This window comes from Pseudomonas sp. NPDC078416 (assembly GCF_050268485.1).
Classification (GTDB): Bacteria; Pseudomonadota; Gammaproteobacteria; order Pseudomonadales; family Pseudomonadaceae; genus Aquipseudomonas.
This window is the reverse complement of record NZ_JBNNGV010000003.1, coordinates 16130-42791: the sequence shown is the minus strand read 5'-3', so window position 1 is coordinate 42791 and position 26662 is coordinate 16130. Positions and strand designations below refer to the sequence as shown.

The window sequence follows — 26662 nt, the reverse complement described above, 5'->3', positions numbered from 1 at the left end:
GCGAGCCTACTCGTCCTTTGATGAACCCAGACTCACCCCCGTCATCTCCTCGATCAGCAATACCATCGACGCCGTGTACTCGACATTCGATCGCGTCACGATTTCATAAGGCTCGCTGGTGGACTGAATCGTCAGCGCCAGTTTGACCAACATGCCGTGCTCCAGCGCCATTTGGGCGACGTCGTTCGGCATCACGGCCACCAGATTCGGATCCTTCAGCAATAACGACAACGTCGTGAAGGTCGACGAGGTTTCGATCGCATAAAGCGGAAAGCTCAGCCCCAACTGGCGAAACTCGCGCTCCAACGTCAAGCGCATGGGCATGTTGACCGGGAAGACTACCCAGCGGCTGTCCATCAAGTCGTCCAACTGCAGCTTCGGCGCCTGTGCCAGGCGATGCGCCGGATTCGCCACCACCACCAGCGGCTCCTGAGCGCGGAAGCGGGTTTGATAAGCGCCTGGACGTGGGCTGACGCTGGTTCGGCAGATCGCGACATCCAGCCTGCCCTGGTCCAGCAAACTCAACAGCCTTGAACTGGTGTCTTCGACGATGGAGATCGACAGTTCCGGCTGTTTGTCGCGCAGTCGCGCCAGGCTGTCCACCAGCGTTGGCACGGCGCCCATGATGGTGCCGATGGCCAGGCGCCCGCCTTGCCCTTTGAGGATGCCGACCATTTCTTCGCGCAGGTGCTCAAGGTCAGTGTGAATCAAGCGGGCATAACGAATCACGCAGCGGCCAAGATCGTTGGCCTCCAGCCCCTTGCTCGTGCGCTCGAAGAGGCTTGAGCCGAAAACGGTCTCGATTTCCTGCAATGCCTTGGTCGCGCCCGGTTGCGACAACGCCATGATCTCGGACGCTTTGCGCACCGAGCCATGCTCGTCGAGGGCAATCAACAGGCGCAGCTGCTTGAGTCGCAGGCGAGACACCATGGATGAGAAGGACGGCAGCATGGGTATACCTAAAGGTTATCGCTCGGGTCGTAACTCTCATTAGGCAGCAGCAGGCTGGAAATTTAAAGTGGCCTCAACCATAACAACAAGCCGAGGCCTCACCATGCGTTTAATCCAGTTTGAAGATTCTGCGGGCCAGCGCCGTGTCGGCGTGGTCGAGGGCGACTCGATTCAGGTGGTCAACGGCATATCCAGCACGCGCACTCTTGCCCTTGCCGCCATTGCCAATGGCCACAGCCTGCAGCAGGAAGTACAGAGCGCGGGCACCTCACTGTGTGCCGAAGGTTATACCCAACTGCTGAAAACCCACCGCGTCCTGCCGCCACTGGACCATGAAGACCCGGCCCACTGCCTGATCAGCGGCACTGGCCTGACGCACCTGGGAAGCGCTTCGACTCGGGACAAGATGCACCAGGAAAAAGCCGACAATCAGGCTGCGCTGACGGACACCGCTCAGATGTTTCAATGGGGTATCGATGGCGGCCGTCCGGCGGCAGGTGCTGTGGGCGTTCAGCCAGAATGGTTCTACAAGGGCGACGGTTCGATTGTGGTACGCCCGAACCAGGCGTTCCAGTCGCCCGAATTCGCCGAAGATGCGGGCGAAGAACCCGAGCTGACCGGCCTGTACGTGATCGGCCATGACGGCACGCCGTACCGCCTGGGCTTCGCCTTGGGCAACGAGTTCTCCGACCATGTCATGGAGCGACGCAATTACCTGTATCTGGCGCATTCCAAGCTGCGTAACTGCGCCTATGGGCCGGAGCTGCGCGTCGGTGAGTTGCCCCGACACCTGGCGGGCACCAGCCGGATCTGGCGCGACGGCAAGGTGCTCTGGGAGAAAGAGTTTCTCAGCGGCGAGGACAATATGTGCCACAGCCTGGACAACCTGGAGTATCACCACTTCAAGTACACACAGTTCCTGCGCCCGGGCGATGTGCATGTGCACTTCTTCGGCACGGCCACCCTTTCCGTTGCAGACAACGTCAAAACTCAAGCAGGTGACCGGTTCGAAGTCAGCATGAACGAGTTCGGACAACCGCTGTGCAACACCCTCGAAGTCGCCGCCTCGGCGTTCAACATCGGAGACATAAAATCGCTGTGACGGGTGACGCCCCTGATCGGGCCGTTAGCAAGGAATGCATTTCATAATAAACATAAGAGTGAGATGAACATGACCACTGGCAATGTACAGGTCGTCACGGCGACTGCCTCGACGAGCGCCGCGAGCGCCCGTCCCACCACGGTGCGGTGGAGGATCTTTCTGCTCCTGCTGCTGCTCTCCGCCATCAACTACATCGACCGGGCTTCGCTGTCCGTCGCGCTGCCGTTGATCTCCGCTGACTTCAACATGACGCCGGCGCTGGAAGGTCTGATGCTCAGCGCGTTCTTCTGGTCGTATGCGCTGATGCAGATCCCTGGCGGCATGCTGCTTGACCGCTTCCAGACCCGCAACATTGTCGGCATTGCCACCATTGGGTGGGGCCTGTTCCAGGCCTTGGCTGGCGGCGCGCACAACTGGATCACGCTGCTTATCACGCGCATCGGGCTGGGTGTCGCAGAGTCTCCCATCATGCCGGCCGGGGCCAAGCTCAACGGTGCCTGGCTGACGCCCAATGAACGCGGACGCGGCGCAACCCTCGTCGATGGCGGCGCACCGCTGGGCACTGCATTGGGTGCCATCCTCATTGCGGGACTGATCACTTGGTTTGACTCCTGGCGGATCGCATTCGTCATCGCCGGCGTGGGCACCATGGTTGTGGGTGTGTGGGCGTGGTGGTACATCAGAAACCAGCCCAGTGAACACCCCAAGGTCAATGCTGCGGAACTGGCCTACATCACTGACGCCAATGAAGCAGCCAGAAAAGCCACAGGTGGGCGCAAGGCGATCCTCAAGGAATTGCTCAAGAGCCGTTCCGTGCTGGCCATGTTCGCGGGCTTCGCTTGCTACAACAGTGTGTTCTACGGCCTGCTGACCTGGATGCCGAGCTACTTGCACCAGGCCCATAACCTGGACATCAAGGCCATGGGCGGCGCGACCTTTCTGATTTTCATGTGCGGGTTCATCGGCGAACTGTTTGGCGGCTGGGTGGCCGACAAATGGAAAGCGGCCGGCGGTCAACCCAACACCGTCATGCGCAGCATGTTCGCAGGCTCAGCGGCGATTGCCGCCCTGTGCATTCTCGCCGTGGCGTATAGCAGTGACGCGGTCGTTGTCATCTCGCTGCTGTGTGTCGCGCTGTTTTTCATCCGTTGGTGCGGCATGTACTGGTGCCTGCCCGCCATCCTCGGCGGCCAGTCCAAAGCGGGCGTGCTGGGCGGCAGCATGAACTTCTGCGGCAACATGGTCGGCGTGATTGTGCCCATCCTGATTGGCTTGATCGTGCAATACACCGGTTCGTACTTCCTGGCGCTGATTTTCTTCGTCGCCATGGCCTTGGGATTGGTGCTGTTCTCCAGTCTGATTGATTACCGCGAACGTGGATTGTCGTGACCTGCCCTGCACGCTCCACTCCCATTGCGCTCACTGAATAAACCGAGGCAATCGTCATGCAGCTTATAACTACAACAGGCAGCGAAACCGCTGCCAATGCCGTGATCAGACTCAACCCGCTGGACGATGTGTTGATCGCGCGGCAACCGCTGGTCAAAGGTCTGGCGCTTAAAGCCGAAGGTATCGAGGTGCTTGAGCCTGTGCCTGCCGGTCACAAAGTCGCGGCCCGTCATATCGACGTGGGCCAACCCGTGCGCCGCTACGGTCAGATCATCGGCTTTGCCAGCCAGCCCATCGAAGCGGGACAACACGTGCATGTCCACAACGTCGCCATGGGCGATTTCTCTCGGGACTACGCGTTTGGTGTCGACGCCAAAGGCCGTCCTGCACCCACCGCAGAGACGTTCATGGGTATCGTGCGCGCCGATGGCCGTGTGGCGACCCGCAATTACATCGGCATCCTGACCTCGGTCAACTGCTCGGCCACGGTGGCGAGGGCGATTGCCGACTATTTTCGCCGCGATATTCACCCTGAGGCGCTGATTGAATACCCCAATGTCGACGGCGTGGTCGCCCTCACCCACGGCGTGGGCTGCGCCGTCGACCCGGGTGGCGAGGCACTGGCCATGTTGCGCAGGACGTTGGGGGGCTATGCCGTTCACCCGAACTTTGCCTCGGTCCTTATGATCGGCCTGGGGTGCGAGACCAACCAGATTCCCGACCTGCTGGCGGCTCAGGGCCTGACCAGCAGCCATTCGCTGCGCACGTTCACCATTCAGGGCACAGGCGGCACGTCGAAGACCATTGCCAGCGGCATCGCCCAAGTGAAGTCACTGCTGGCAGAAGCCAACAACGTCAAACGCGAGCCCGTCAGCGCCAAGCACCTGATCATCGGCCTGCAGTGCGGTGGATCGGACGGTTATTCGGGCATCACGGCCAACCCTGCGTTGGGCAATGCCGTCGATCGCCTCGTCGCGGCAGGTGGCACCGCGATTCTGTCGGAAACGCCGGAGGTCTACGGCGCCGAGCATTTGCTGACCCGCCGCGCCGTCAGCCAGACAGTCGGTGAAAAGCTCATCGCCCGCATTCACTGGTGGGAAGCCTATTGCAAGCGGATGGACGCCGAACTCAACAACAATCCTTCAGCGGGCAACAAAGCCGGAGGCTTGACCACTATTCTGGAAAAATCCCTGGGTGCCGTCGCCAAGGCGGGCTCCACCGATCTGGTGGATGTCTACGAGTACGCTGAAACCGTCACGGCACATGGACTGGTGTTCATGGACACCCCCGGCTACGACCCGATCTCCGCCACCGGCCAGGTCGCTGGCGGCGCCAACCTGATTGCCTTCACCACCGGGCGAGGTTCGGCGTATGGCTGTGCGCCCTCGCCGTCCATCAAGCTCGCCACCAACAACCGTCTGTGGGAAACCCAGGAAGAAGACATGGACGTCAACTGCGGTGGGATTGCCGACGGCACCATGACCATCGAGGAACGGGGCGAATACATCTTCCGCATGATGCTGCGCATCGCCTCGGGTGACAAAAGCAAGAGCGAACAGCATGGCTATGGCCAGAACGAGTTCGTGCCGTGGCAGATCGGTGCGATCACTTAACACCTTTCATTCAATTCGACACGCCGGCTCCCGTCGTCCCGCACGATGCGGAGCCGCTTCATTTAGCGGGTGTCGAGCCTCGACGTTTATTCACTCATCCCATCAGGAACCCTGACATGACCCAGATTCTCGGTCTGAACTACATCGGTGGACAGCGACTCGGCGCCAGCAGTGTGCAGTTGCAAAGTTTTGATGCGACCACAAACGAGGCCCTTCCAGGTCATTTCACCCAGGCGACGCAGGATGAAGTCGACGCGGCAGCCAAAGCGGCCGCTGCTGCGTACCCGGTTTACCGCCATCTGCCAGCCTCCTGCCGCGCCGAATTTCTGGACACTATCGCTGACGAGCTGGATGCCCTGGGCGACGACTTCGTCAACACCGTCTGCCGTGAGACGGCGTTGCCTGCCGGGCGTATTCAGGGCGAGCGTGGTCGCACCAGCGGACAGATGCGCCTGTTCGCAGAGGTGCTGCGGCGTGGCGACTTTTACGGGGCGCGCATTGATCGCCCCTTGCCGGATCGTAAACCCCTGCCCCGCCCCGATTTGCGTCAGTTCCGGATCGCCTTGGGCCCGGTCGCCGTGTTCGGTGCGAGCAACTTTCCTCTCGCGTTTTCCACGGCAGGGGGTGATACCGCCTCTGCCCTGGCGGCAGGCTGCCCGGTGGTGTTTAAGGCGCACAGCGGCCACATGGCCACCGCCGAATGGGTCGCAGACGCGATCATGCGTGCCGCCGAGCGCAGCGGTATGCCCGCCGGTGTGTTCAACATGATCTACGGCGCAGGCGTCGGCGAGTGGCTGGTCAAGCATCCATCGATCCAGGCCGTGGGGTTCACCGGCTCTCTCAAAGGCGGCAACGCCTTGTGCAAGATGGCGGCGGAACGTCCCCAGCCGATTCCGGTATTCGCCGAGATGTCGAGCATCAACCCGGTGTTCATCCTGCCCGAGGCCCTCAAGGTGCGTGGCGACAGCATCGCCAACGAGCTCGCCGCCTCGGTAACCCTGGGTTGCGGGCAGTTTTGCACGAACCCCGGGCTGATCATCGGCGTGCAGTCGGTCGATTTCACGGCGTTTTTAGAGCGATTCACAGCGCGAATGAACGATCAACCTGCGCAGACCATGCTTAACGTCGGCGCACTCGCCAGCTATAGCAAAGGGCTGCAGCACTTGCTCGCTCACCCGGGCGTGACGCACCTGGCAGGAAGTCCGCAGCAGGGTAAACAGGCCCAACCGCAACTGTTCAAAGCCGACGTCAGCCTGCTGCTCAACGGTGACGAACTGCTCCAGGAAGAGGTATTCGGGCCGGCCACGATCGTTATTGAAGTTGCCGACCAGGCGCAACTGGCCGCAGCGCTCAATGGCCTGCGCGGGCAACTGACGGCCACCGTCCTCGGGGAGGCGGGTGAGCTGATGGATTACCGCTGGCTGACCGAGCTGTTACAGGAGAAGGTCGGACGGATCCTGTTGAATGGCTATCCGACAGGGGTGGAAGTCACAGACACCATGGTGCATGGCGGACCTTATCCGGCGACATCGGACGCCCGCGGGACGTCGGTGGGGACATTGGCCATTGACCGCTTCCTGCGCCCGGTATGCTTCCAGAATTACCCGGACGCCCTGCTGCCACCTGCGCTGCAAGACGCTAACCCGTTGGGGATTCAGCGGTTGGTGGATGGGCAACAGACGAATGGGGCGCTGTGACAGCAAGTCGAGCAGCCATGAAAAACCGCCCGATTCGGGCGGTTTTTGTCAGCGGCTCAGCCGAGCTGTGGGTGCAACGCGCTGTTTTCCAGATTCAGGCGTCGTCAGACGTGACTCTGATCCGATAGCAATCAGAGGGGCCAAGGGTCTCGCCACTCGCAGATTGAACCGCCATCCTCATCACTGGCTGACTGGTTGCACTGTCCATCATCACTGAGCGAGTTTCATGGGGTGCAAACTGAAAACGTTCGCCCCACTGACGCAGGCTGACGACTATCGGAAATATTTCACGTCCCTTTTCGGTGAGGACGTATTCCTTGTACGCAGTCCCATCTGACGCGGGACAGATCTCGAACACCCCGACCTCGACCAGCGCCTTCAAGCGCGCCGCCAGAATATTCTTGGCCACGCCCAGGCTCTTTTGAAATTCGCTGAATCGACGAATATCGTCAAACGCGTCGCGGATGATGAGCAACGACCAGCGATCACCGATGACCTCCAAGGCTCTTGCAACCGGACACTCGTGGCGGTGTGGCGAATCGTGGTCGACCATTTTTTTTACCTTCCGAACCGTGAGTCAGGTGGAGCAATGAAATATCTGGTTGCAAACTGAAACAGGATTAGGCCAGAATCCATTCAAGTTGCATATCGCAACCAGTCTACCGGCAAGGAGCAGGTTATGACAGTTGATACTGGGTCGGCATCGAACCGCTTGTCTCTCTCTTGTCCAGCGCAATCCAGGCTGCACCGGACTCCAGACCTCATCACCCAAGAACCGGCAATGTCCCCGTGGCTCATACTTTTACTATCGGTCACCTGTGCGCTGGCGGTTGCCAACGTCTATTTCGCCCAGCCCCTGCTCGACGCCATGGCCGAGAGTCTGGCCGTTGACGCAGGACTGATCGGGGTCGTCGTCACGGCGACTCAGGGCGGGTATGCGCTGGGTTTGCTGCTCATCGTCCCATTGGGCGATCTGGTCAACCGCAAAAAGTTGGTGCTGGTTCAGACAGCCGTTTCGGCCATCGCGCTGGCGGCAGTCGGCGCGTCGCCGTCCTGGCCGGCGCTACTGGGCGCCTTGATTGTTGTGGGTTTGACGGCCGTGGTCGTTCAGGTGCTGGTCGCCTATGCCGCCGTGCTTGCCGAGCCGTCACAACGGGGGCAGATCGTGGGCACGGTCACCAGCGGCATTGTGCTGGGGATTCTTCTGGCCCGTTTTGCCTCAGGCATCGTTGCGGACCTGGCAGGCTGGCGCGCGGTGTACTTCATGTCCTCGGGCTTGATGCTCACGCTCTGCGCCGTGCTGCGCAAAAGCTTGCCCGACTCCCCATCGCCCCGCGGCTCAGGCACCTATCTGAACCTGATCAGGTCGGTTTTCAAGCTGATGATCAGCGAGCCGGTGTTGAGAATACGCGGGGTGCTTGCCTTGCTCATCTTCGCGGCGTTTTCGGTGTTGTGGACGGCGATGGTGCTGCCCTTGAGCGCCCCGCCGCTCTCGCTTTCGCACACGGTCATCGGCATGTTCGGTCTGGCCGGAGTGGCAGGTGCGTTGGCCGCCAGACGAGCAGGACGCTGGGCCGATCAAGGTCAGGGGCAGCGAGTCACCGGCGTTGCTCTGGGCGTGCTGACGTTTTCCTGGTTGCCCATCAGCTTTGCGCAGACGTCACTGCTGGCCTTCGTCTGCGGCGTGATCCTGCTCGACTTCGCTGTCCAGGCCGTCCATGTCACCAGTCAGAACCTGATCTTTGCGGCGCGCCCCGATGCTCAAAGTCGAATGGTCGGGGCTTACATGTGTTTCTACTCGATCGGCAGCGCATCAGGCGCCGTGGCTGCAACCCAGACCTATGCGCGCTGGGGATGGTTTGCGGTGAGCCTGCTGGGCGCTTGCATCAGCGCCGCCGCGCTGATCCTGTGGTTTGTGACCCGTACCTCATGCGCTTTGAGCAGCAGAAACGGTGTGATGTGAGGCCTCCAGCGCGCGTACCAGCGGCAGTACGTGTTCACCGAAATACGCGATTTCCTCCTGAAAGTGCAGAAATGCCGAGAGCACCAGATCCACGCCTACGGCTTTCAACGCCACAATGCGCTGCGCAATCTGTTTCGGCGTTCCAATCAGATTCGTTTTAAACCCGTCGTTGTATTGAACCAGGTCTTCAAACGTGGACTTGGCCCAATTGCCCTCGCCTTCAGGGCTGGCCTTACCGGCCTGTTTTGCCGCATCGCCGAACGCATTCACGGCTTCAGGATCAGCCTGATCGATGATGTCCTGAAGCACCGCGCGAGCTTGCTCTTCGGTTTCGCGAGCAATGATGAAGGCGTTGACCCCGATCTTCACGGAATGCCCGTTGGCCGCTGCCTTCGCGCGGATATCATCCACCTGCGCCTTGATGCCCTCTACCGTGTTGCCATTGGTGAAGTACCAGTCAGACACCCGTGCAGCCATGTCGCGGGCGGCGCGGGAGCTGCCGCCCTGAAAGATTTCAGGATGGGGTTGCTGAATCGGTTTCGGACGCAATGTGTAATTGTGGAAGCGATAGAAATCGCCTTTGAAGGTGAAATTGTCGGTTGTCCAGATGCCTTTCAACGCCTGGATGAACTCTTCCGAACGACGGTAGCGCTCGTCATGCTCCAGCCATGGCTCACCAATGGCTTGGAATTCACCTTTGAACCAGCCACTGACAATGTTGATCGCCACACGGCCGGCCGTCAGTTGATCGATCGTCGCCAGTTGCTTGGCAACGACGGCGGGCGTCCAGGGCCCGGGAAGGATGGCGGCGATCACCTTGAGTTTCTCGGTCGCTGCCAGCAATGCATGGCTGAACGCAACGGACTCATGCTGATTATCGGCGCCGTAACCGGCCGTGAAACGGATTTGCGTGAGCCCGTATTCAAAGCCCGATTGCTCGGCAATTTGCGCCAGCTTGCGGTTGTACTCGATGCCCCAGTGGGTGCGTTGTTCGATCTTACTGACGACCAAACCGCCGCTGACGTTTGGTACCCAGTATGCGAATTTGATTGCGTTCTGACTCATCTACCGATCTCCAGATAGAGCAAGGGAGCCGCCCGGCGTGGTCGCCAGGTACGGTTTGAACACCTTCCTGAAGTGGAAATAGCAGCAACTGTGCCAGTTGTTTATTTACAGCCATTTCAAAGGGTTAGCGACCGGGTCACGGGATTTAGACCTGTCGGCAAACAACGTTTTGCTGAACAGGTGTTTCCAGGCAAACAGTTGTGTTTCCCGCACGCTGCGAAACGCTGTCGCAAGACAGCCAGCGAAACAACACAACCGTTGATGCATCAACAGTTGTGCCCGCTCATTCAACGGATTCACCGAGAATAATCGGCGCGATATCGTTCGGCATGGAGCATGCAAAGCGGGTGTATCACAGCCGCCAGCACCGGACAGCTTTCATCATCACGGGATTTCCCCATGCCTGACACGCCAAACAATCCGCTTTCTCTGGGTACCGACTACGAAGCACTGGCTAATCGTTTTCGGCCGCTGTTCCAGCACATTGCAGCGGGCACCGTTGAGCGAGAAAACGCTCGAAGTCTCCCTTACGAACCTATTAAGTGGCTCAAGCAGGCGGGGTTCGGCGCTGTCCGAGTGCCCATAGAATATGGCGGCGCCGGCGCGTCTGTTGAGCAACTGTTCCAGTTGCTGATCGAACTGGCCGAAGCCGACTCAAACATTCCGCAATCTCTGCGCGGCCATTTTGCCTTCGCGGAAGATCAACTGAATTCGCCTGCAACGCCTGAACGCGACACATGGTTTAAGCGCTTCGTTGAAGGCGATTTAGTGGGTAACGCCTGGACAGAAACAGGCGATGTAAAGCTCGGTGAAGTCATCACCCAAGCGACTCCGGACGGAGCGCAGTTTCTTTTAAGCGGAAAAAAATACTACAGCACCGGCAGTCTATTTTCTGACTGGATCGACGTATACGCGCAGCGCTCAGACACGGGTGCGGACATCATTGCAGTGGTGGATGCCCGTCACGCCGGTGTACAGCAAAGTGATGATTGGGACGGTTTTGGACAACGCACTACGGGCAGCGGGACCTCGGTGTTCACTAATGTTCCGGTTCCCGCCACACACATCATCCCCTTCGAAAACCGTTTCAAATATCAAACCGCGTTCTATCAACTGGTATTGCTCGCCGTGTTGGCGGGCACAGGTCGGGCGATAGAACGCGACATTACCCAGCAGATCCGCGAGCGCACGCGTGTTTACAGCCACGGCAATGCCACCCGCGTGAGCGCCGATGTTCAGATCCAGCAGGTGGTCGGTCAGATTTCCGCGCAGGTCTACGCTGCACAGGCCACCACCCTTCGCTCTGCAAGGCCCTTGCAGCAAGCCTATGAAGCTCGCTTTTCGGGCAATGCCGAGGCAGAGCGAACGGCGAACATTGCAGCGGAAATCGAAACGGCGAAAGCACAGGTCGTTGTTTCTGACCTTATTCTGCGGGCAGCGACCGACCTGTTTAATGCGCTCGGCGCCTCAGGCATCAGCATCAACAAAGCACTGGATAGACACTGGCGTAACGCACGTACCGTCGCGTCCCATAACCCGCTTATTTACAAAGCGAGGATCGTCGGTGACTGGAGTATCAACGGCACCGAGCCACCCTATGTCTGGCAAATCGGACAGGGAGAGCCGAAAGCCAGGCCGCAGTAAACGACGACCCGACCCAAGCCCCCGAACGTATCTGGCTCAGCCGGCGCGGCGTTGAGTCTCCTGCGGCATAGGGCTGCCAACGCGTGGCTTCATCACCGTAGAGCCGAATACGGACTGCCTGTCGCGGGCATGCAAAGCGCTGCTCAATGTCTTCCGAGGCTGCGTTCTTGGTGCAGTGTAATGCCGTTCGCACACATGCATCGTTCGAATAGTCAATCCTGGTTACACGTGCATTTCAGCCGCAAAGCGAGCCTTTATGGTGCGACATGAACAACGATGGTGCTAAACCTTCTAAAACCCCGCGACTCATCGAAATTATTCGTGCTCAGAACACAGAATATGCGCTTTCAACCGCAGGGTTTCCGGATAAGAATTGATTCAGATCAAAACAAATCAATAGGAATTCACCGTGAGCCTCTCCCCTTTCCATCTGGCAATTCCCGTCTACGATCTGGCCGCCACACGCCACTTCTACGGTGAGGTATTCGGTCTTTCCGAAGGTCGCTCAAGCGACCATTGGGTAGACTTCGACTTCTATGGCCATCAGTTGGTCATCCATGAGCACCCCAAGACGGCTTCCCAGGAAAGCGTGCACAGCAACCCGGTAGACGGTCACGACGTACCCGTTCCGCACTTCGGCATCATCCTGGAGTGGGCGCAATGGGAAGCCCTGGCAGAACGCTTGAAAGCGCGCGGCACGCAGTTTGTGATCGAACCCTACATTCGCTTCAAAGGCCAGGTAGGCGAGCAGGCCACCATGTTTCTCTTCGACCCGTGCGGCAACGCTCTGGAGTTCAAGGCGTTCAAGGATATGAGTCAGCTGTTCGCTAAGTAATCTGTTGCTCAAGCGACCGTCGCCTGTAGAGCGACGGCGCGCCATCAAGCCGTGAAGCCTTGCTGAGTAGCGCCCGATACCTGTGAAAGCTCGTGCTTTCTCTGTCTCGCTGCGCGCGCCTGGCCGATGCCTAGCCTGCCGCATGAGGATAGAGAACACTATGTCCGAGCTCGGTCGCATTTTGGATGAGCCGCCAAGGGCGCCTATTTCCCCCGCTAAATGGCAGTTCGAGCCATGCGGTGATCGCTGCGTGATCCTGGTATTGGGTAGCGTATTTTCCATTGACCTCAACCGCCAGGCCGCCTCAGTCGGCAGTCAATTACGTGCCCTGAGCGCTCAAGGCCAACTGCTGGGCGTTACGGATGTTGTATCTGCGATGGTGACCGTCGGCATTCATTACTCTCCAGAGTCAGTTGCCAGCCTGTTCCCCGGTGCGTCGCCTTACGAATCGATCTGCACACTTGTGTGTAAGCGTCTCAACGACGCACACGATGCTCGCGCAACGATCGGCAACCGACTCGACATTCCCGTGTGCTACGACACGGAATATGCCCCGGACCTTGAAGACATCGCGCAGGCCTGCGGCCTGACCGCCAACGAAGTCGTCGCCGCTCACACGGCCGACTGGCTGGATGTGTTGATGGTTGGCTTCGCGCCCGGCCATCCCTACATCGGTATGCACGATAGCGCCCTGTCGCTGCCGCGTCGCACGACACCGCGCACGCTGGTCAGGCAGGGCAGCATCGGCATCGCCAACCGACAAAGTGTGATTTACCCGGCTGATCTTCCTGGCGGCTGGAACCTCATAGGTCGCACACCGCTGCCGATGTTCTCCCCGCTGAGTGAGCCGCCGTGTCTTTTGCAGGGCGGCGACCAGATTCGATTTATACCCATTACCCGACATGAGTTTGATCTGTTGGCTGGGGAGAACGCGAAGTGACCATCAAGGTAATCAAACCCGGCCTGCTCTCAACGTTCCAGGACACCGGAAGGCACGGGTTCCAGCATTGGGGCGTACCCGTGAGCGGTGTGATGGATGAGGATGCGCATGCCCTGTGCAACCTCCTGGTTGGCAATCCTCGCACCTTCAGCACACTGGAAATGACCCTCCAGGGCCCGACGTTGCACTTTCAGGCCAAAGCCGTGATTGCGCTCGCCGGCGCCGACCTCGGTGCCGAGCTGGATGCACTTCCGCTCAGGCCCGGCGTAGCAGCGCGGGTATCTCCAGGCAGTGTCTTGAGTTTCGGCAAACGGCGACAGGGCGCCCGCAGTTACCTGGCGGTGGCCGGTGGCTTTTTGCTGCAACCGCTGATGAACAGCACCAGCACCTATTCCCGGGGCGGGTTCGGCGGGCTGCGCGGCCGCGCGCTGCAGGCCGGCGATTTGATTCCCATATGCTCATCGTTTGCCAATCCGCGACGCCTTAATCCCCGCTCCAGCTTTGGGCTTTATGAGGCGGTCGACTGCGAGCCGATAAGAGTGATAGCGGGTCGAGAATGGATGGACTTTTGCGCCGAGTCCCAAGAGCACTTCGTGAACCATGACTACACCTTGAGCGGTGACTCGGACCGTATGGGTTACCGACTCGATGGCAAGGCGCTGACGCTGTCATCGCCCAAAGAGCTGTTATCGGAGAGTGTTGCGTTCGGCACCGTACAGGTGCCACCCAGCGGCAAGCCGGTGATCTTGATGGCAGACCGACAAACGACCGGCGGATACCCACGGATCGCCCAAGTAGCCAGCGTTGATCTGCCCCGGCTGGCGCAGTTGCTGCCGGGCGATAAGTTGCGGTTCTCTCTTATAGATTTAACCGCCGCCGAAGCATTGCTGCTCACCCGCGCTCGCAGGCTTAAAGCAATGGAGGCCTTCAATGCCTGAAATAGATTTCAACAGCGACCTTGGCGAGGGTTTCAGCATTTACCGCGCGGGCGACGATGCGGCGATTCTTCCCCACCTGACCTCTGCCAATATCGCCTGCGGCTTTCACGCCGGGGATTCGCGTTCAATGCGCTCAACCGTGGCGCTGGCAGCCAGGCTGGGTGTGGCAATCGGTGCCCATCCCGGCTTTGACGACCTGCAAGGTTTCGGTCGCCGGATGATGACCCTGTCCGAGGATGAGGTGTACGAACTCATCGTTTACCAAGTCGGTGCGTTGCTGGGCTTTACCAAAGCGGCCAACGTAGAACTGCGCCACGTCAAGCCCCACGGTGCGCTTTACAACTTCGCAGCGGTACACCGCCCCACTGCCGACGCAATCTGCAGGGCAGTCAAGGACATCGATCCGGGCCTGATTCTTTTTGGCTTGTCGGGAAGCGCCTTGATCACTGCGGCCCACGCCTGTGGTTTGAGCGTGGCACAGGAGGTGTTTGCCGACCGCAGCTACCAGGAGGACGGAACACTGACGCCCCGGGGCAAACCCGGTGCAATGATCGAAAACCTCCACGATGCTATCGATCAAGTCATGAGCATGCTGCATTCAGGCCAGGTGCGCACCCGCCAAGGGACCTGGATACCGGTTAACGCACACACGCTTTGCATACACGGCGACCAGCCTGGTGCGGCAGCGTTTGCCCGTGCGATCCGGCAGGCGTTGCTCAAAGACGGTGTCACCATTCAAGCACCCACCCGCAGGAACACTTCAGTACCCGCCCACGCCGTTTAAACATAATAAAAAGGAAACAGCCATGCCCCGTGATTCAAACCCTTCGTTTTAACTGCCGAGCTTAAAACTTCGTCTGAGCGCAGATCAGGCAACCATGAAACTTCCAGGCGTTAAGGCCCGGATGAACGGTGCACTGTAGGTTCTCAGCACGTCACTTTCAAGGCAGGCCCCTCTGCCACATAACTCTTTTGGCCATCGGCCAGAGTGGAAGGTATTTATGTCTCGTGTTCTGTCTGAAACGCACTTGCCGCACATAGAGGTCGATTCACACGCCACCGCCAGCGCAACGCAGTCGACCGTCATTGCCAAGCGCGCAGCCTTGGCTTCGGCCACCGGCACGGCCGTTGAATACTATGAATTCAGCATCTACGGCTACATGGCGACCATCATCGCGCCTTTGTTTTTTCCCGGTGACAACGCCGCCGCCGCCCTCCTCGCCACGTTGGCGGTGTTCGGCATAGCGTTTGTCATCCGCCCGATAGGCGGCGTGCTGCTAGGTCGTCTTGCTGATCGTATCGGTCGACGTCGGGTGCTGCTCAGCACCGTAATCGGGATGGGCACCGCCACTGCGCTGATTGGCGTGTTGCCCACCACCGCACAAATCGGCCTCGCGGCCCCTGTCCTGCTGGTGCTGCTGCGACTGTTTCAAGGCTTCTTCGCCGGTGGCGAAGTGGTAGGCGCAGCGGCATTTGTGGCGGAATCTTCGCCAAACGGACGACGCGGTTTTTTCGGTTCATTCACCCCCCTGGGCGTTGCCGTGGGTGGCGCCACCGGCGCAATTGTCTGCGGTATCACCACGGGCCTGCTCAGTGCCGAGCAATTACAGGCATGGGGCTGGCGTATACCGTTCTTCCTCTCCATCCCGCTGGTGATGTTTTCGTTTTACATGCGGCACAACGTTGAAGAAACACCGGAATTCAAAGCCTTCCTGGAAAAGGAGAAGCCACCGGCTGCGCCGGTCAAAGAGGTGTTCAGTAAAAACCTGCCGGCACTGCTCCGGGTCATCGTATTCGCCTCTGCGCAGAATGCGGGTTACTTCATCGGGATGGTGTTCATGAACATCTACCTCACGACCTACCTGCATTTCGACAAATCCAAAGTCTACTGGGTGATTGCAGTGATCGGCCTGTGCATGGCGGCGATGATGCCGTTCTGGGGTGGTTTGTCAGACCGCATAGGTCGCAGGAAAGCACTGAGCATCGGCTTCCTGGGCTACGCCATTCTGGTGATACCCATGATGATCCTCATGGACAGCGGTAGCCTCTGGATCGCTGCACTGGCGATGTTTGTCGCCACTCTGCCTATGCCGATCGTTCAATCGGTTGGATACCCTACTTACGCGGAACAATTTCCGACACGTGTGCGTTACACGGCCATGGCGATCAGCATCAACCTGGGCGCAATTCTAGGCGGTGGCATCACCCCTTACGTGGTCACTTCAATCATCACCAAGACAGGCAATCTACTGGTACCGGGCTATTTCATGGCGGGCGCTGCGGTCTGTGCACTGCTGGCTATTCTCACGTTGCGTGAGACATCCAGGGGCAATCTGCTCAGATAATCCGGTACGACGGCCGAGCCCTGTTCGAGACGCTGCCCATTACACAAGGTTGAAGCACCGTGGACATTGAAAAACTCAAAGATCTGATCAAGCTGATCGAGGGATCAAGCCTGGCGGAGATCGATTTAAAAGAAGGCAACAATCGGGTCCGTGTTCGTCGTGACCATAAAGCCGTCGACGATGCCCCCGCGGTCTCTGCGCGGCAGGTTGCACAGCACCCACCAGTGCCTTTGCCCGAACAGGCGGAGCCGACGAATACCGGCACCGTTATTTCGGCCCCGCTGGTGGGTGTGTTCTACCGCAGATCATCAGCGACCTCGGCAGCGTTTGTCGAGATTGGCCAGTGCGTCGCAAAAGGCGACGTCCTGTGCATCGTGGAAGCCATGAAAATGATGAATACAGTGGAGGCAACCTGCAGCGGAGTCATTGAGGCGATCATGGTCGAAGACGGTCAGCCCGTTGAATACGGCCAGCCGCTGTTCAACATCGTCTGAGCGACGGGTAGATCGGAATGAGTGAAGTCTCTAAAACTGCGAACGGGTGTCTTCATCGATGGAACTCGACAGCTGAGCCTGAACGTATCAGGCTCAGCCGGCGCGGCGTTGGGTGTCTTCCTGAGCCTCGGCCTTTTCCAGCCCTTTGACCACGTTGCTCAGATTGATCAGTGTCATCCAGCGCACCTGATCACCCTTGCCGATACTCACCAGGCTGCGCATGCGGTCGTTGATCGACCCCCTGACGCGCACGCTTTGCTCCCAACCCTCGGGATGCTCGGAGGCCGGGTGGGTGAAGGTTTCTATGGAGTCGGTCCGGTTGACCACCAGCCCGAAACTGTTCAACTCGCCCTTGACCAGCAGTACCCGCTCCAGCGTATTGCCGGAAGGCGTTGTGCCGGCGACCAGACTGCTCAGGCAGACCAGCGGAATCTGCTCGCCACGCAGATTGAAACTGCCCAGCAAATGGGTCTCCTGTTGCGCAAACCGGACAAAGTGCTCGGGCATATCCAGGATTTCCAAGACTTGATCCAGCGGCACCACGAACGGCTGAGCGGCCTGGAACATCAGGCACGTCTGGCTCATCTGCGCCAGACGAGAGCCCAACGTTTCCTGATTGGGCGGACTGGTTTGATAGATCCTGGCAAAACTCAGGGTCTCCTTGCGCTCCAGCAACGCGCTGTGTTCAAGCAATAAAGCCTGTTCTCCGTTCTCCAGCCCGACAACCCCGGCAAACAGCGCAGGCTCTCGCAACCCATAGCGGGGCAACGGCAGGATTTCATGAGGACGCTTGCGCACGATCGAGATCATTCGGTCATAGACCACACCGACGCTGTAGCCTTCTCGCGAAGTCAATACCAGCAACTGGTTCCGGGCCTGCGCCGTCGCCGTCGCCGTCGCCGGGCAATCAATGCCCAGTACCCGGTTCAGGCTCAACGCAGGCACATCAACGCCACGTCGGTTGACCACGCCCAGGCAATAGTCGCCCCCCAGCTTGCTGGGCAGCATGTCCGGTCGATCCACCAGCTCGGTAATCGCTTTCGCGTCCACGGCATAGCGCTTTCCTTCGCACTCAAACAACAACAAGTGATGCAGCGCCCGGGATTGATCCTGGGTCTGCACCGAGTGGCCCTCGTCCCCAGAGTGCGCCGTCATCACCTGAGGCAAACCACACAGCGCATCCAGATCGAGCCGGTAAATCATTCGCTCATTTTCGAGCATCGCAAGTTCCGGCAGCAGCGCAACCGCGGTGCCCTCTCCGCCGAGACGGCACAGGTTTCGCGCCTCGACTTTCATCACGTCACTGACGCCGCTGACCGCAATGCCCAGGCGCCGGCCTTGATGGTTGACGATGGCAACCATCTCCAGCGGGTCGTGCCGGGAGAGGTCATGCTCACCGAGCAATGAGCGCAGCTCGATCAGTGGCAGCGCCTTCCCGCGCAGGCTGAACATGCCGAGCAAGGCACCACCTTGCAGCGGGTGAGGCTGCAGCCGGCTGGGCCAGTTGATCACCTGCTCCAGTGCCTGGGCATCAATGGCGACTTCCAGCCCGCCCAGCTTGACTACCCCAAAAGCCAGGGCGTCGCTCATAGGCTTTCAACCTGGCCCGGGGCGCTCAAGCCCTTGCCCAGACCGGTCGCCAGCTTGATGCGGTTGAGCTCGCCGATCAGTTCAGCGACCCGCTCAGCCAGATGGTGCTGTTCCTGAGTGGCCGCGCCGATGGTCGTCATCGCACCATTGGTCTTCTCGACCCCGGCAACGATCCGCTCGAACGCGCTGCCTGCGCTGCGGGATATCTCGCTGCCGGAATTGATGCGGCGGACCGTCTCCTGAATCAATTTGTTGATTTTGGTGGTGGCCTGGGAGGACTTCTCCGCCAGCTTGCGCACTTCGTCGGCCACCACTGAAAAGCCCAGACCATGTTCACCCGCCCGCGCCGCTTCAATCGCGGCGTTGAACGCGAGCATATTGGTCTGGCCGGCGATCGTACTGATCACCTCGATGATTTCCTGGATGTCTTCTGCCGATTTGCCGATGGTGTCCATCGCCGCGGACGCCTCGTTGAGGGTCTGGGAACCGCGCTGGGCTTCATCCTGGGTAATGCGTGCCTGATCGTTGGCGTCGCCAGTGGTTTTGACCACTTCGGCGATGGCCTCCATCAGCCGCGTGACGGACTCATCCATCGCCTGGGTCTTGGCTTCAATGGCTTCTTCCAGCTCAACCTGCGCGGTAATGTCGGTGGCAAACTTGACCACCTTGTACGGTTGCCCCACGGCATTGAAAACCGGGTTATACGTGGCCTGAATCCAGATTTTCTGACCGTATTTGCTGATGCGCATGAAGCGCCCGGTGAAGAACTTGCCGCTGCTCAGCGCGCCCCAGAACTCACGATAGGGCGTGGTCTTGACGTATTCGGGTTCGCAAAACAGCGAATGATGCCGGCCTTTCAATTCCTCCATCCGGTAACCCACCAGATCCAGAAAGTTAGCGTTGGCCGAGAGAATATTGCCGCTCAGGTCGAACTCGATCACGCCCTGGGCGCGGTTAATGGCGTTGACCTTGCCTTCGTGTTCCATCGTGCGAAGTTTAGTCTCGGTGACGTCTGTGGCGAACTTGACGATTTTGTAGGTCTGCCCTTGGGCGTCAAGAATCGGGTTGTAGGACGCTTGAATCCAGACATCCTGACCGTCTTTGTTCAGGCGCTTGTATTCGTTGGCGTCGTACTCGCCCTTGCCGAGTTTCTCCCAGAACTCGCGGTACGCCAGGGAAGCCGCGTATTCGGGTTCACAAAACATGCGGTGATGCTGGCCCACGACTTCTTCCAGGGTGTAGCCCATGGCCGAGAGGAACTTGCTGTTGGCGTTCAACACGTAACCTTCAGGTGTGAACTCGATCAATGCCTGGGAGCGCTCGATCGCCTCGATTTTGCTTTCCCACTCGGCATTGCGATTGCGCACTTGCGTGACATCGCTGGCAAATTTGACGATCTTGAATGGCTTGCCGTTGTTGTCCATCACCGGGTTGTAGGTGGCCTGCAGCCAGATCTGCCGCCCGTCCTTGGCCTGACGCTGGTACTGGCCGGCGTCAAACTTGCCGGTGCCCAGCTTCTCCCAGAACATCAGGTATTCCTTGCTCGTCGCATAGTCAGGCATACAGAACAGCCGGTGATGGCGCCCTCGAATCTCTTCGAGATCGTAGCCCATGCAATCGAGAAAATTCTGGTTGGCATACAGCACATTGCCCTGCAGATCGAATTCGATCACGGCTTGGGAGCGGTCGATAGCGCTGAGGAGGGAGTTCAGGTCGGCGCCGGTCTGGGCAAGTTCGGCAGTCGCATTGGATTTATTGTTCATGGGGCAGGTCCGCAAAAAATGATGTTGAGTGGGCGGGGCTCCTTCCCTGAAAGCGATAGGCAACCGCTGCTCACTGTTTATGAGACGCCTCAAACAGAGGCGCGCTCAGGCCAGACTCACGGGTGCTCGTCTTTGATTTAACGTTTCAGATAATCGATCGGCAGCAGTTGCGATAAACTTTAGGCAAGGTTGTACATTTATTTAATCTTGTACAAGTTTGAACCTTCTGTGCGAAGAGCAAGTCCCTGCTGATACGTTCGGTTTGCCTGTCCAGCCCGTGGTAGTGTCGTCGCTCCCGCCGCGCCATTGAGCGACATTCCGTGCGGGTCGGCGCACCACCAGGGCATGGCGAGACCATGGGAAAGCCTCACTGGGTGATCGCCTACTGACGTGCAAATCGTTCCCACATTGTCCTGTTGAACTTCGTAAACACGCCGATACCGAAAGTGCTACCGGCTTGAAGGTGCAGCAGTTCTCCCACCCAGCCGCTCCAGGTTCACGATCTTTGCGCGTGTCGAATCACCGCCTGGCACTTCGTCCCCTTTTTTCAGGTAATGCACATGGCCGCCAAGGCTCACCTCGGTTTGAAGAATCATGAAGTTTTGGGTCATTTCCTCGACGCGGCTTCCCACCTGACGGGAGCGACGGGCGCCATCCTGATTTTGCGAGACGAAGAGCAGTGGCGCACGGTGGCGACCTACGGCACTGCGCCGGAGGTGCGTGCAGACGAAATCACCGGTGGCTGGTTAAAGATGGTGTTGTCCTACGGCGACGTGGTCGACGTTGGCGAGGCCATGCCCGCTGACGCAGCGCTGCCGGCCGGACTGGATCGAGTGGTCAACGAGTCGCTGGTCTGCGTTGCCATTCGAGACGGCGACGCTGCCCTGACCGGGGCGGTCTTGATGACGATCCCGCTTCCCCATAAAAGACTCAGCGCCGCGCACATCTATGGCGTGCAAACCCATGCTGCCGATCTCTACGACTCCCTCAAGACGAACCCTACACCTGCGGTCGGCGGATCGGCGGTCATCGAGCGCCTGCGCTTGCTGGAGTCGGTGGTGGTCAACGCAAAGGACGCCATCCTGATCACGGAAGCAGAACCCATCGATTTGCCCGGACCGCGCATCGTGTATTGCAATCCGGCCTTCCTCACCACCACCGGTTTCAGCCTCGAAGAGGTCATGGGAAAGACGCCGCGGATTCTGCAATGCCCCGAGACTGACCGTGCCACGCTCCAGCAGATCAGGGAGGCGCTGCAGCGCTGGGATCCCGTCGAGGTCGAGCTGATCAACACGCGTCGCGACGGGACCAAGTTCTGGGTGCAGCTCAGTATCGTGCCGGTCGCCAACGAGAAAGGCTGGTTCACCCATTGGGTTTCCGTGCAGCGCGACATCACAGAACGTAAAGACGCAGAGCAGAACTTTCGCCAGGCCCAGCTTGACCGTGAGGAGCGCGTGGCGCTCGAGTCGCGGCTGATCGAGCGGGAGCGCATTCAGGACGAACTCTCCTACGCGGCGTTCCATGACGAACTGACGAGGCTCAAGAATCGCGGTTACTTCATGGCCCGCATCCATTCGGCCTTGAGCAGGGGGAACGCCGGTAATCCCGGCGCGGCCACGGTGTTGTATCTGGATCTGGATCGATTCAAATACGTCAACGACGGCATGGGGCATCATGCGGGCGACATCTTGCTCAAAAGCGTTGCAGAACGCTTGAGCGAGTGCATTGATCCCACGGCGGTGATCGCCCGCATCGGTGGAGACGAGTTCGCGATATTGCTGACCGACGAAGGCCATCAGGAACAGGCGATCGAGACTGCCAAGCGAGTGACCCACGCACTCAGTTTGCCGACCGCCATCGACGGGCAACAACTCTTTATCTCCTGCAGCATTGGTATCGCGACGCTGGACGTACAGCACACCACCGCCGAAGACCTGATCCGGGATGCGGACGTGGCCATGTACGCCGCGAAAAAGAAAGGCCGTGGCAGTTGGGCCGTCTTCGACCTCTCGATGCGCCAGGCATCGATCGACATGCTGGTGATGCAGAACGCCCTCAAGCACGCGATCACTCGCGATGAGTTCTACCTGGTGTACCAGCCGATATTTTCCATCACCACTGAAACGATCGTCGGCGTTGAAGCACTGGTGAGGTGGCGCCACGCGACCCTGGGTATCATCGCCCCTGATGTGTTCATCAGCGTGGCCGAGGACATTGGCGTCATTTGCGATCTTGGCCAGTGGGTGATGCGCAACGCCTGTCGCGAGGTCAAGAAGTGGGCTGCCGCGACCGGCACGGACAGTATCAAGCTGAACGTCAACGTGTCAGGGGTCGAGTTGAACCGCAAAGATTTCGCCCTACAGGTCGCCGAGATCATCGCCGAGACCGGATTCGATGCCCGCGCCTTGCAGATCGAGATCACCGAATCGGTGTTCCTGCATGAACCGGAGATCGTTGCCAAGACCCTCGAAGACCTTCGCGCTCAGGGCATCCGGATTGCGCTGGACGACTTCGGTACCGGCTACAGCTCACTCGGCTACATCGACCGTTACCCCATCGACGCCATCAAGATAGATCGGTCCTTTGTCACCCGCATGATGAAACATGAACGCAGCGTCGCCATCGTCAAAAGTATTCTGTCTCTGGGCGAAGCACTGGATCTGGCGATTGTTGCCGAGGGCGTCGAAACGCCTGGCCAGCTCGACCAGCTCCGGGAGCTGGACTGCCCTTATGCTCAAGGTTTTCTGCTCAGCCCACCGGTGCTGGCAGAGGATCTTCTGGCATTGCTGGTTGCGAGCAGGCGATGACAAGGCGCTCGCGTTCAGCTCTGACTGAATGCACGCGGTCTGCCTCCGTAGGACCGGCTTCAGCCGGGATGAGGCCTGCGCGAGCACCCTCAAACCTGCGGCGTGACAACTGACGCCTTCCCGGCTGAAGCCGGTTCCACTAAAAGTCCACGCCCACAGTTCGTCAGATGTACGCCGGTCTGCTTGAGTGGGCCCGGCGTTAACCGTCAGTCCCTGTAACCGCTGTCGAGATAGCCCACGCGGCTCAAAGGATGTCGTCGACCACACCGCCGTCGACCCGCAGCGCCGCGCCCGTAGTGGCGGATGCCTGGGGCGAGCACACGTAGACGATCATGTTGGCGACTTCTTCGACAGTGGCTGCACGCTGAATGATCGAGCTGGGGCGGTGCTCGGCCACAAAGGCCTGGGTCACTTCCTCCAGGGATTTGCCCGTGCGCTCCACTTCACTCTGCATCATGGTGGCGACGCCGTCGGACAAGGTCGGTCCCGGCAGAACGCTGTTGACGGTCACGCCGCTGCCGGCAACGCGCTTGGCCAGGCCACGGGCCAATGCCAGCTGGGCGGTTTTGGAGACGCCATAGTGAATCATGTCGGCCGGGATGTTGCGTGCAGACTCGGACGACACGAACACCACCCTGCCCCATTTCCCGGCCACCATCGCCGGCAGCAATGCGCGGCTCAGGCGCACCCCTGACATGACGTTGGTCTGCCAGTAGCTGTCCCACACCGCGTCTTCCGTTTCAAAGAAATCCTGGGGGCCATAGATACCGGCGTTGTTGACCAGCACATCGATATGCCCGGCCCCCTTCAGCAGGGTTTCAACACCACTGGCATCGCTCAGATCTGCCGCTACACCGGTCACCGTGGCGCCGGGGACCGCACTTGTCAGTCGAGCGATTGCATCCTCGACCGAAGCTTCACTGCGGCCATTGATGACCACCTCGGCACCCGCCTCGGCCAGGCCTTTGGCAATCGCGAAACCGATGCCACCGGTCGAAGCGGTGACCAGTGCGCGTTTGCTGTTGAGCTGAATGTTCATTTCCACTCCGTCACATTGGGTTGGGGACAGGACTGAACTCACCCTAGTGGAGCTGCCGCGGCTTGCATAGACGCAATCGCGTTTTTCGGCTTGGGCGGGCCACAAGCCGCGGTCCAGAGCGTTTTGCCAGCATTTACCGTTCGTCACTCGCGGCGAATCTCTTTGAACGACAGGTCAGTACGGTCGTACTAAAACTGGCGAACTATCCGTCTCTGCATTTCATTGTTCTGGAGAACCCATGAAAGCCATTATTTACAACGGTCCTTACGACGTCAGCGTTCAGAACGTTCCCGATGCCAAAATCGAAAAAGCCACCGATGTATTGGTCCGCATTACCACGACCAACATTTGCGGTTCCGACCTGCACATGTATGAAGGCCGCACCAGCTTCGAGACGGGCCGGATTCTCGGCCATGAAAACCTGGGTGAAGTCATCGAAGTAGGCGCTGCAGTTGATCGCGTGAAAGTGGGCGATATGGTCTGCCTGCCGTTCAACATCGGTTGTGGCTTCTGCGAAAACTGCGAGCGCGGTCTGACCGGTTACTGCCTGACCGTTAACCCTGGCAGTGCCGGTGGCGCCTACGGTTTTGCCGAGATGGGCCCTTATGAGGGCGGCCAGGCTGAACTGCTGCGCGTGCCGTATGGCGACTTCAACTGCCTGGTACTGCCTGAAGACGCCAAGGAAAAAGAAGACGACTACGTCATGCTGTCGGACATTTTGCCGACCGGCTGGCACGCGACGGAATTGTCCGGTTTGCTGCCGGGTGAAAGCATCGCCATCTACGGCGCAGGTCCGGTGGGACTGATGGCCGCCCATGCGGCGATGATCAAGGGAGCGTCGCAAGTCTTTGTGGTCGACAACCACCCGGACCGTCTGGCACTGGCGGCCAAGCTGGGCGCGACGCCGATCAACACGGCACAGACCCAGGCCGTGGAGCAGATTCTGAACCTGACCAACGGCAAGGGCACCGACCGTGGCTGCGAATGCGTGGGTTATCAGTGCTGCGACAAGCATGGCCATGAAGCCAATCACGAAACGATGAACAACCTGGTGGCCTCCACCAAACCTACTGGCGGTATCGGCGTCGTGGGTGTCTTCGTACCGCAGGATCCCAACGCCGCAAGCGATCTGGCGAAAGAGGGCAAGATGGCCTTCGACTTCGGCTCCTTCTGGTTCAAGGGCCAGCAGATCCGTACCGGCCAGGCCAACGTCAAAGCGTACAACCGTCGCATTGCCGAGCTGATTCACCACGACCGTGCCAAGCCGTCGCAGATCATTTCCCACAGCCTGAAGCTGTCCGAAGGTCCGGACGCCTACAAGCACTTTGATCAGCGCGACGACGGCTGGACCAAGGTTGTGCTCAAGCCTTCGGCGTAAGCCTCTGGCGCACTCCGTTGAGCTGTTGTGACGGTTGCGCCTGAACGATGTTAATGGGTGATCCGTGCCGAAGCGCTCGCTTTGGTGTGGATCACTCCCATCAACATGGCAGCTTCAAGGCTCCTCTCACAGTATCGACCTTTCCCAATCAGCGGCTTCGCCCCAACCGCGCCGCTTCTTTGTATCAATGCGCCAGATATCACCTTTGCGGGTCAGGCCGAACAGCACCTCATACCGCAGCCTCGTACTGGGCGCCTGCCGCGTAATGATCACCGCCCGGCGAGCCTCACGCTCGACACTCACCAGTGCGTCTTTGGGCGAATACTCCGGTGGAAACCCGAAGCTGCCGAGGCGCCCGTAAATACGGGGCTTGGACGTACAAAAACGCTCGATTATTTGATTCTGCGCCGCCTGAATAACCGACCAGGCAAGCTCGCCATCATCGATGCGTTGCTTTTGGCTGTAGCAGTCGGTTTCCCAGGCATACATGGCCAGGATGAAGCCACGCAGGACGCTTGCAGGGTTGCTGTCATCCACATCTGACCCGTCCGCTGCCACGGCGGGCCAAGGCATCGAATACTCATCAGGCGGGACAGGCGTCAGCGCACCGTGCTGCTGCAACAGCGCCACGATTTCCGCGTGGTTTCGCGCATCAGCCATCGACAGCGCATTGTGACCGTTGCCGGTTTGTAAATGCACATCGGCCCCGGCCGCCAGCAAGGCAGCCACGACACCAGCGTGCCCATCACGGGCGGAGAGCATCAAAGGCGTCTGTTGATAGGTGTGGGCTGTCAGATCGACGGACGCCTGAGCCACCAGTAACGCGTCCACTGCGTGAAGATCACCTCTGTCGGCGGCCCAGCCGAGGGCCGTGAACCCGAGGGTCTTATCAGCCTTGTCCAGGCTCGCGCCGCGGGCGATCAACAGGTTGAGGGTGTGTACATGGCCGGCAATGGCCGCTTCGATCAATGCCGTACGACCGGGCATCTTGTCGATAAAATCGATATCGGCGCCACCGTCCAGCAGGCTCAGCAACGTCTCGTTCTGGCCTCGGGCGGCCGCCTTTAACAGTTTCTTGCTCAAGGGCATCTCCTGATATTGATCGCCGT

General features: G+C 59.4%; 21 protein-coding genes. 14 read left to right on the top strand and 7 right to left on the bottom strand.

The genetic code is table 11. The features are described 5' to 3' along the window. Nucleotides 1-6: 6 nt before the first annotated feature. Nucleotides 7-951, bottom strand: a complete 945-nt coding sequence (locus tag ACQKEN_RS05745) for a LysR family transcriptional regulator (RefSeq protein ID WP_427684316.1) — start codon at nucleotides 949-951, stop codon at nucleotides 7-9. A gap of 103 nt (nucleotides 952-1054) precedes the next feature. On the opposite strand from ACQKEN_RS05745, the gene araD1 reads away from it, so the two are divergent. The 4 genes from araD1 to ACQKEN_RS05725 all read left to right on the top strand — a co-directional run bounded on the left by araD1 (nucleotide 1055) and on the right by ACQKEN_RS05725 (nucleotide 6752). Beyond that, nucleotides 1055-2053, top strand: coding sequence for an AraD1 family protein (araD1, locus tag ACQKEN_RS05740; RefSeq protein WP_427684314.1), 999 nt, complete (start codon nucleotides 1055-1057; stop codon nucleotides 2051-2053). A 69-nt stretch (nucleotides 2054-2122) separates the two neighbouring features. Then, nucleotides 2123-3442: an MFS transporter gene (locus ACQKEN_RS05735; RefSeq protein WP_427684313.1), complete on the top strand. Its 1320-nt coding sequence runs from the start codon at nucleotides 2123-2125 to the stop codon at nucleotides 3440-3442. A gap of 56 nt (nucleotides 3443-3498) precedes the next feature. After that, complete coding sequence (locus tag ACQKEN_RS05730; RefSeq protein ID WP_427684311.1) at nucleotides 3499-5055, top strand: UxaA family hydrolase; 1557 nt, start codon at nucleotides 3499-3501, stop codon at nucleotides 5053-5055. Between the two features lie 116 nt (nucleotides 5056-5171). Then, the gene (locus ACQKEN_RS05725) at nucleotides 5172-6752 is read left to right on the top strand and encodes an aldehyde dehydrogenase (NADP(+)) (protein WP_427684310.1); all 1581 of its coding nucleotides are present in this window, start codon (nucleotides 5172-5174) and stop codon (nucleotides 6750-6752) included. A gap of 94 nt (nucleotides 6753-6846) precedes the next feature. On the opposite strand, the gene ACQKEN_RS05720 is transcribed toward ACQKEN_RS05725, so the two are convergent. After that, nucleotides 6847-7305 carry a winged helix-turn-helix transcriptional regulator gene (locus ACQKEN_RS05720; RefSeq protein WP_427684309.1) on the bottom strand — a complete coding sequence of 153 codons (459 nt, stop codon included), beginning with the start codon at nucleotides 7303-7305 and terminating at the stop codon, nucleotides 6847-6849. 228 nt (nucleotides 7306-7533) lie between these two features. On the opposite strand from ACQKEN_RS05720, the gene ACQKEN_RS05715 reads away from it, so the two are divergent. Next, nucleotides 7534-8715, top strand: coding sequence for an MFS transporter (locus ACQKEN_RS05715; RefSeq protein ID WP_427684308.1), 1182 nt, complete (start codon nucleotides 7534-7536; stop codon nucleotides 8713-8715). On the opposite strand, the gene sfnG is transcribed toward ACQKEN_RS05715, so the two are convergent. Next, nucleotides 8680-9780, bottom strand: a complete 1101-nt coding sequence (gene sfnG, locus ACQKEN_RS05710) for a dimethylsulfone monooxygenase SfnG (RefSeq protein WP_427684307.1) — start codon at nucleotides 9778-9780, stop codon at nucleotides 8680-8682. The genes ACQKEN_RS05715 and sfnG overlap by 36 nt on opposite strands. Nucleotides 9781-10179: 399 nt before the next feature. Between sfnG and ACQKEN_RS05705 the strand changes: the two genes are divergently transcribed. The 7 genes from ACQKEN_RS05705 to accB all read left to right on the top strand — a co-directional run bounded on the left by ACQKEN_RS05705 (nucleotide 10180) and on the right by accB (nucleotide 16976). Further along, nucleotides 10180-11424, top strand: a complete 1245-nt coding sequence (locus ACQKEN_RS05705) for an acyl-CoA dehydrogenase family protein (RefSeq protein WP_427684306.1) — start codon at nucleotides 10180-10182, stop codon at nucleotides 11422-11424. 409 nt (nucleotides 11425-11833) lie between these two features. Next, nucleotides 11834-12259, top strand: coding sequence for a VOC family protein (locus ACQKEN_RS05700; RefSeq protein WP_427684305.1), 426 nt, complete (start codon nucleotides 11834-11836; stop codon nucleotides 12257-12259). Nucleotides 12260-12419: 160 nt separating this feature from the next. Beyond that, nucleotides 12420-13199 carry a 5-oxoprolinase subunit B family protein gene (locus tag ACQKEN_RS05695; RefSeq protein WP_427684304.1) on the top strand — a complete coding sequence of 260 codons (780 nt, stop codon included), beginning with the start codon at nucleotides 12420-12422 and terminating at the stop codon, nucleotides 13197-13199. Next, nucleotides 13196-14137, top strand: coding sequence for a biotin-dependent carboxyltransferase family protein (locus ACQKEN_RS05690; RefSeq protein ID WP_427684302.1), 942 nt, complete (start codon nucleotides 13196-13198; stop codon nucleotides 14135-14137). The genes ACQKEN_RS05695 and ACQKEN_RS05690 overlap by 4 nt, the downstream gene beginning before the upstream one ends. Further along, on the top strand, nucleotides 14130-14921 hold the full coding sequence (locus tag ACQKEN_RS05685) for a LamB/YcsF family protein (RefSeq protein WP_427684301.1): 792 nt from the start codon (nucleotides 14130-14132) through the stop codon (nucleotides 14919-14921). The genes ACQKEN_RS05690 and ACQKEN_RS05685 overlap by 8 nt, the downstream gene beginning before the upstream one ends. A 217-nt stretch (nucleotides 14922-15138) precedes the next feature. Next, nucleotides 15139-16482 carry an MFS transporter gene (locus ACQKEN_RS05680; protein ID WP_427684300.1) on the top strand — a complete coding sequence of 448 codons (1344 nt, stop codon included), beginning with the start codon at nucleotides 15139-15141 and terminating at the stop codon, nucleotides 16480-16482. A 59-nt stretch (nucleotides 16483-16541) separates the two neighbouring features. After that, complete coding sequence (accB, locus tag ACQKEN_RS05675; RefSeq protein WP_427684299.1) at nucleotides 16542-16976, top strand: acetyl-CoA carboxylase biotin carboxyl carrier protein; 435 nt, start codon at nucleotides 16542-16544, stop codon at nucleotides 16974-16976. Nucleotides 16977-17069: 93 nt separating this feature from the next. On the opposite strand, the gene ACQKEN_RS05670 is transcribed toward accB, so the two are convergent. Then, nucleotides 17070-18566: a chemotaxis protein CheW gene (locus tag ACQKEN_RS05670; RefSeq protein ID WP_427684298.1), complete on the bottom strand. Its 1497-nt coding sequence runs from the start codon at nucleotides 18564-18566 to the stop codon at nucleotides 17070-17072. Further along, nucleotides 18563-20329, bottom strand: coding sequence for a methyl-accepting chemotaxis protein (locus ACQKEN_RS05665; protein ID WP_427684297.1), 1767 nt, complete (start codon nucleotides 20327-20329; stop codon nucleotides 18563-18565). The genes ACQKEN_RS05670 and ACQKEN_RS05665 overlap by 4 nt, the downstream gene beginning before the upstream one ends. Before the next feature lie 560 nt (nucleotides 20330-20889). Between ACQKEN_RS05665 and ACQKEN_RS05660 the strand changes: the two genes are divergently transcribed. Continuing rightward, a complete protein-coding gene (locus tag ACQKEN_RS05660) occupies nucleotides 20890-23136 on the top strand; it encodes a putative bifunctional diguanylate cyclase/phosphodiesterase (protein WP_427684296.1) in 2247 nt (748 codons plus the stop codon). A 244-nt stretch (nucleotides 23137-23380) separates the two neighbouring features. Here ACQKEN_RS05660 and ACQKEN_RS05655 read toward each other — a convergent pair whose 3' ends face one another. After that, on the bottom strand, nucleotides 23381-24175 hold the full coding sequence (locus ACQKEN_RS05655; RefSeq protein WP_427684295.1) for an SDR family NAD(P)-dependent oxidoreductase: 795 nt from the start codon (nucleotides 24173-24175) through the stop codon (nucleotides 23381-23383). Between the two features lie 238 nt (nucleotides 24176-24413). On the opposite strand from ACQKEN_RS05655, the gene ACQKEN_RS05650 reads away from it, so the two are divergent. Beyond that, entirely contained in the window at nucleotides 24414-25553 is a 1140-nt protein-coding gene (locus ACQKEN_RS05650) for a glutathione-independent formaldehyde dehydrogenase (RefSeq protein WP_427684294.1), read from the top strand. A 126-nt stretch (nucleotides 25554-25679) separates the two neighbouring features. On the opposite strand, the gene ACQKEN_RS05645 is transcribed toward ACQKEN_RS05650, so the two are convergent. Beyond that, nucleotides 25680-26636 (bottom strand): ankyrin repeat domain-containing protein, encoded by a 957-nt coding sequence (locus ACQKEN_RS05645; RefSeq protein WP_427684292.1) that lies wholly within the window; start codon nucleotides 26634-26636, stop codon nucleotides 25680-25682. Nucleotides 26637-26662 lie beyond the last annotated feature (26 nt).

Excerpts from the sequence above, each read along its gene's own strand:
- ACQKEN_RS05745 (WP_427684316.1), bottom strand. The coding sequence starts at position 951 with ATGCTGCCGTCCTTCTCATCCATGGTGTCTCGCCTGCGACTCAAGCAG.
- araD1 (WP_427684314.1), top strand. The coding sequence starts at position 1,055 with ATGCGTTTAATCCAGTTTGAAGATTCTGCGGGCCAGCGCCGTGTCGGC.
- ACQKEN_RS05735 (WP_427684313.1), top strand. The coding sequence starts at position 2,123 with ATGACCACTGGCAATGTACAGGTCGTCACGGCGACTGCCTCGACGAGC.
- ACQKEN_RS05730 (WP_427684311.1), top strand. The coding sequence starts at position 3,499 with ATGCAGCTTATAACTACAACAGGCAGCGAAACCGCTGCCAATGCCGTG.
- ACQKEN_RS05725 (WP_427684310.1), top strand. The coding sequence starts at position 5,172 with ATGACCCAGATTCTCGGTCTGAACTACATCGGTGGACAGCGACTCGGC.
- ACQKEN_RS05720 (WP_427684309.1), bottom strand. The coding sequence starts at position 7,305 with ATGGTCGACCACGATTCGCCACACCGCCACGAGTGTCCGGTTGCAAGA.
- ACQKEN_RS05715 (WP_427684308.1), top strand. The coding sequence starts at position 7,534 with ATGTCCCCGTGGCTCATACTTTTACTATCGGTCACCTGTGCGCTGGCG.
- sfnG (WP_427684307.1), bottom strand. The coding sequence starts at position 9,780 with ATGAGTCAGAACGCAATCAAATTCGCATACTGGGTACCAAACGTCAGC.
- ACQKEN_RS05705 (WP_427684306.1), top strand. The coding sequence starts at position 10,180 with ATGCCTGACACGCCAAACAATCCGCTTTCTCTGGGTACCGACTACGAA.
- ACQKEN_RS05695 (WP_427684304.1), top strand. The coding sequence starts at position 12,420 with ATGTCCGAGCTCGGTCGCATTTTGGATGAGCCGCCAAGGGCGCCTATT.
- ACQKEN_RS05685 (WP_427684301.1), top strand. The coding sequence starts at position 14,130 with ATGCCTGAAATAGATTTCAACAGCGACCTTGGCGAGGGTTTCAGCATT.
- ACQKEN_RS05680 (WP_427684300.1), top strand. The coding sequence starts at position 15,139 with ATGTCTCGTGTTCTGTCTGAAACGCACTTGCCGCACATAGAGGTCGAT.
- ACQKEN_RS05670 (WP_427684298.1), bottom strand. The coding sequence starts at position 18,566 with ATGAGCGACGCCCTGGCTTTTGGGGTAGTCAAGCTGGGCGGGCTGGAA.
- ACQKEN_RS05665 (WP_427684297.1), bottom strand. The coding sequence starts at position 20,329 with ATGAACAATAAATCCAATGCGACTGCCGAACTTGCCCAGACCGGCGCC.
- ACQKEN_RS05660 (WP_427684296.1), top strand. The coding sequence starts at position 20,890 with ATGGCCGCCAAGGCTCACCTCGGTTTGAAGAATCATGAAGTTTTGGGT.
- ACQKEN_RS05655 (WP_427684295.1), bottom strand. The coding sequence starts at position 24,175 with ATGAACATTCAGCTCAACAGCAAACGCGCACTGGTCACCGCTTCGACC.
- ACQKEN_RS05650 (WP_427684294.1), top strand. The coding sequence starts at position 24,414 with ATGAAAGCCATTATTTACAACGGTCCTTACGACGTCAGCGTTCAGAAC.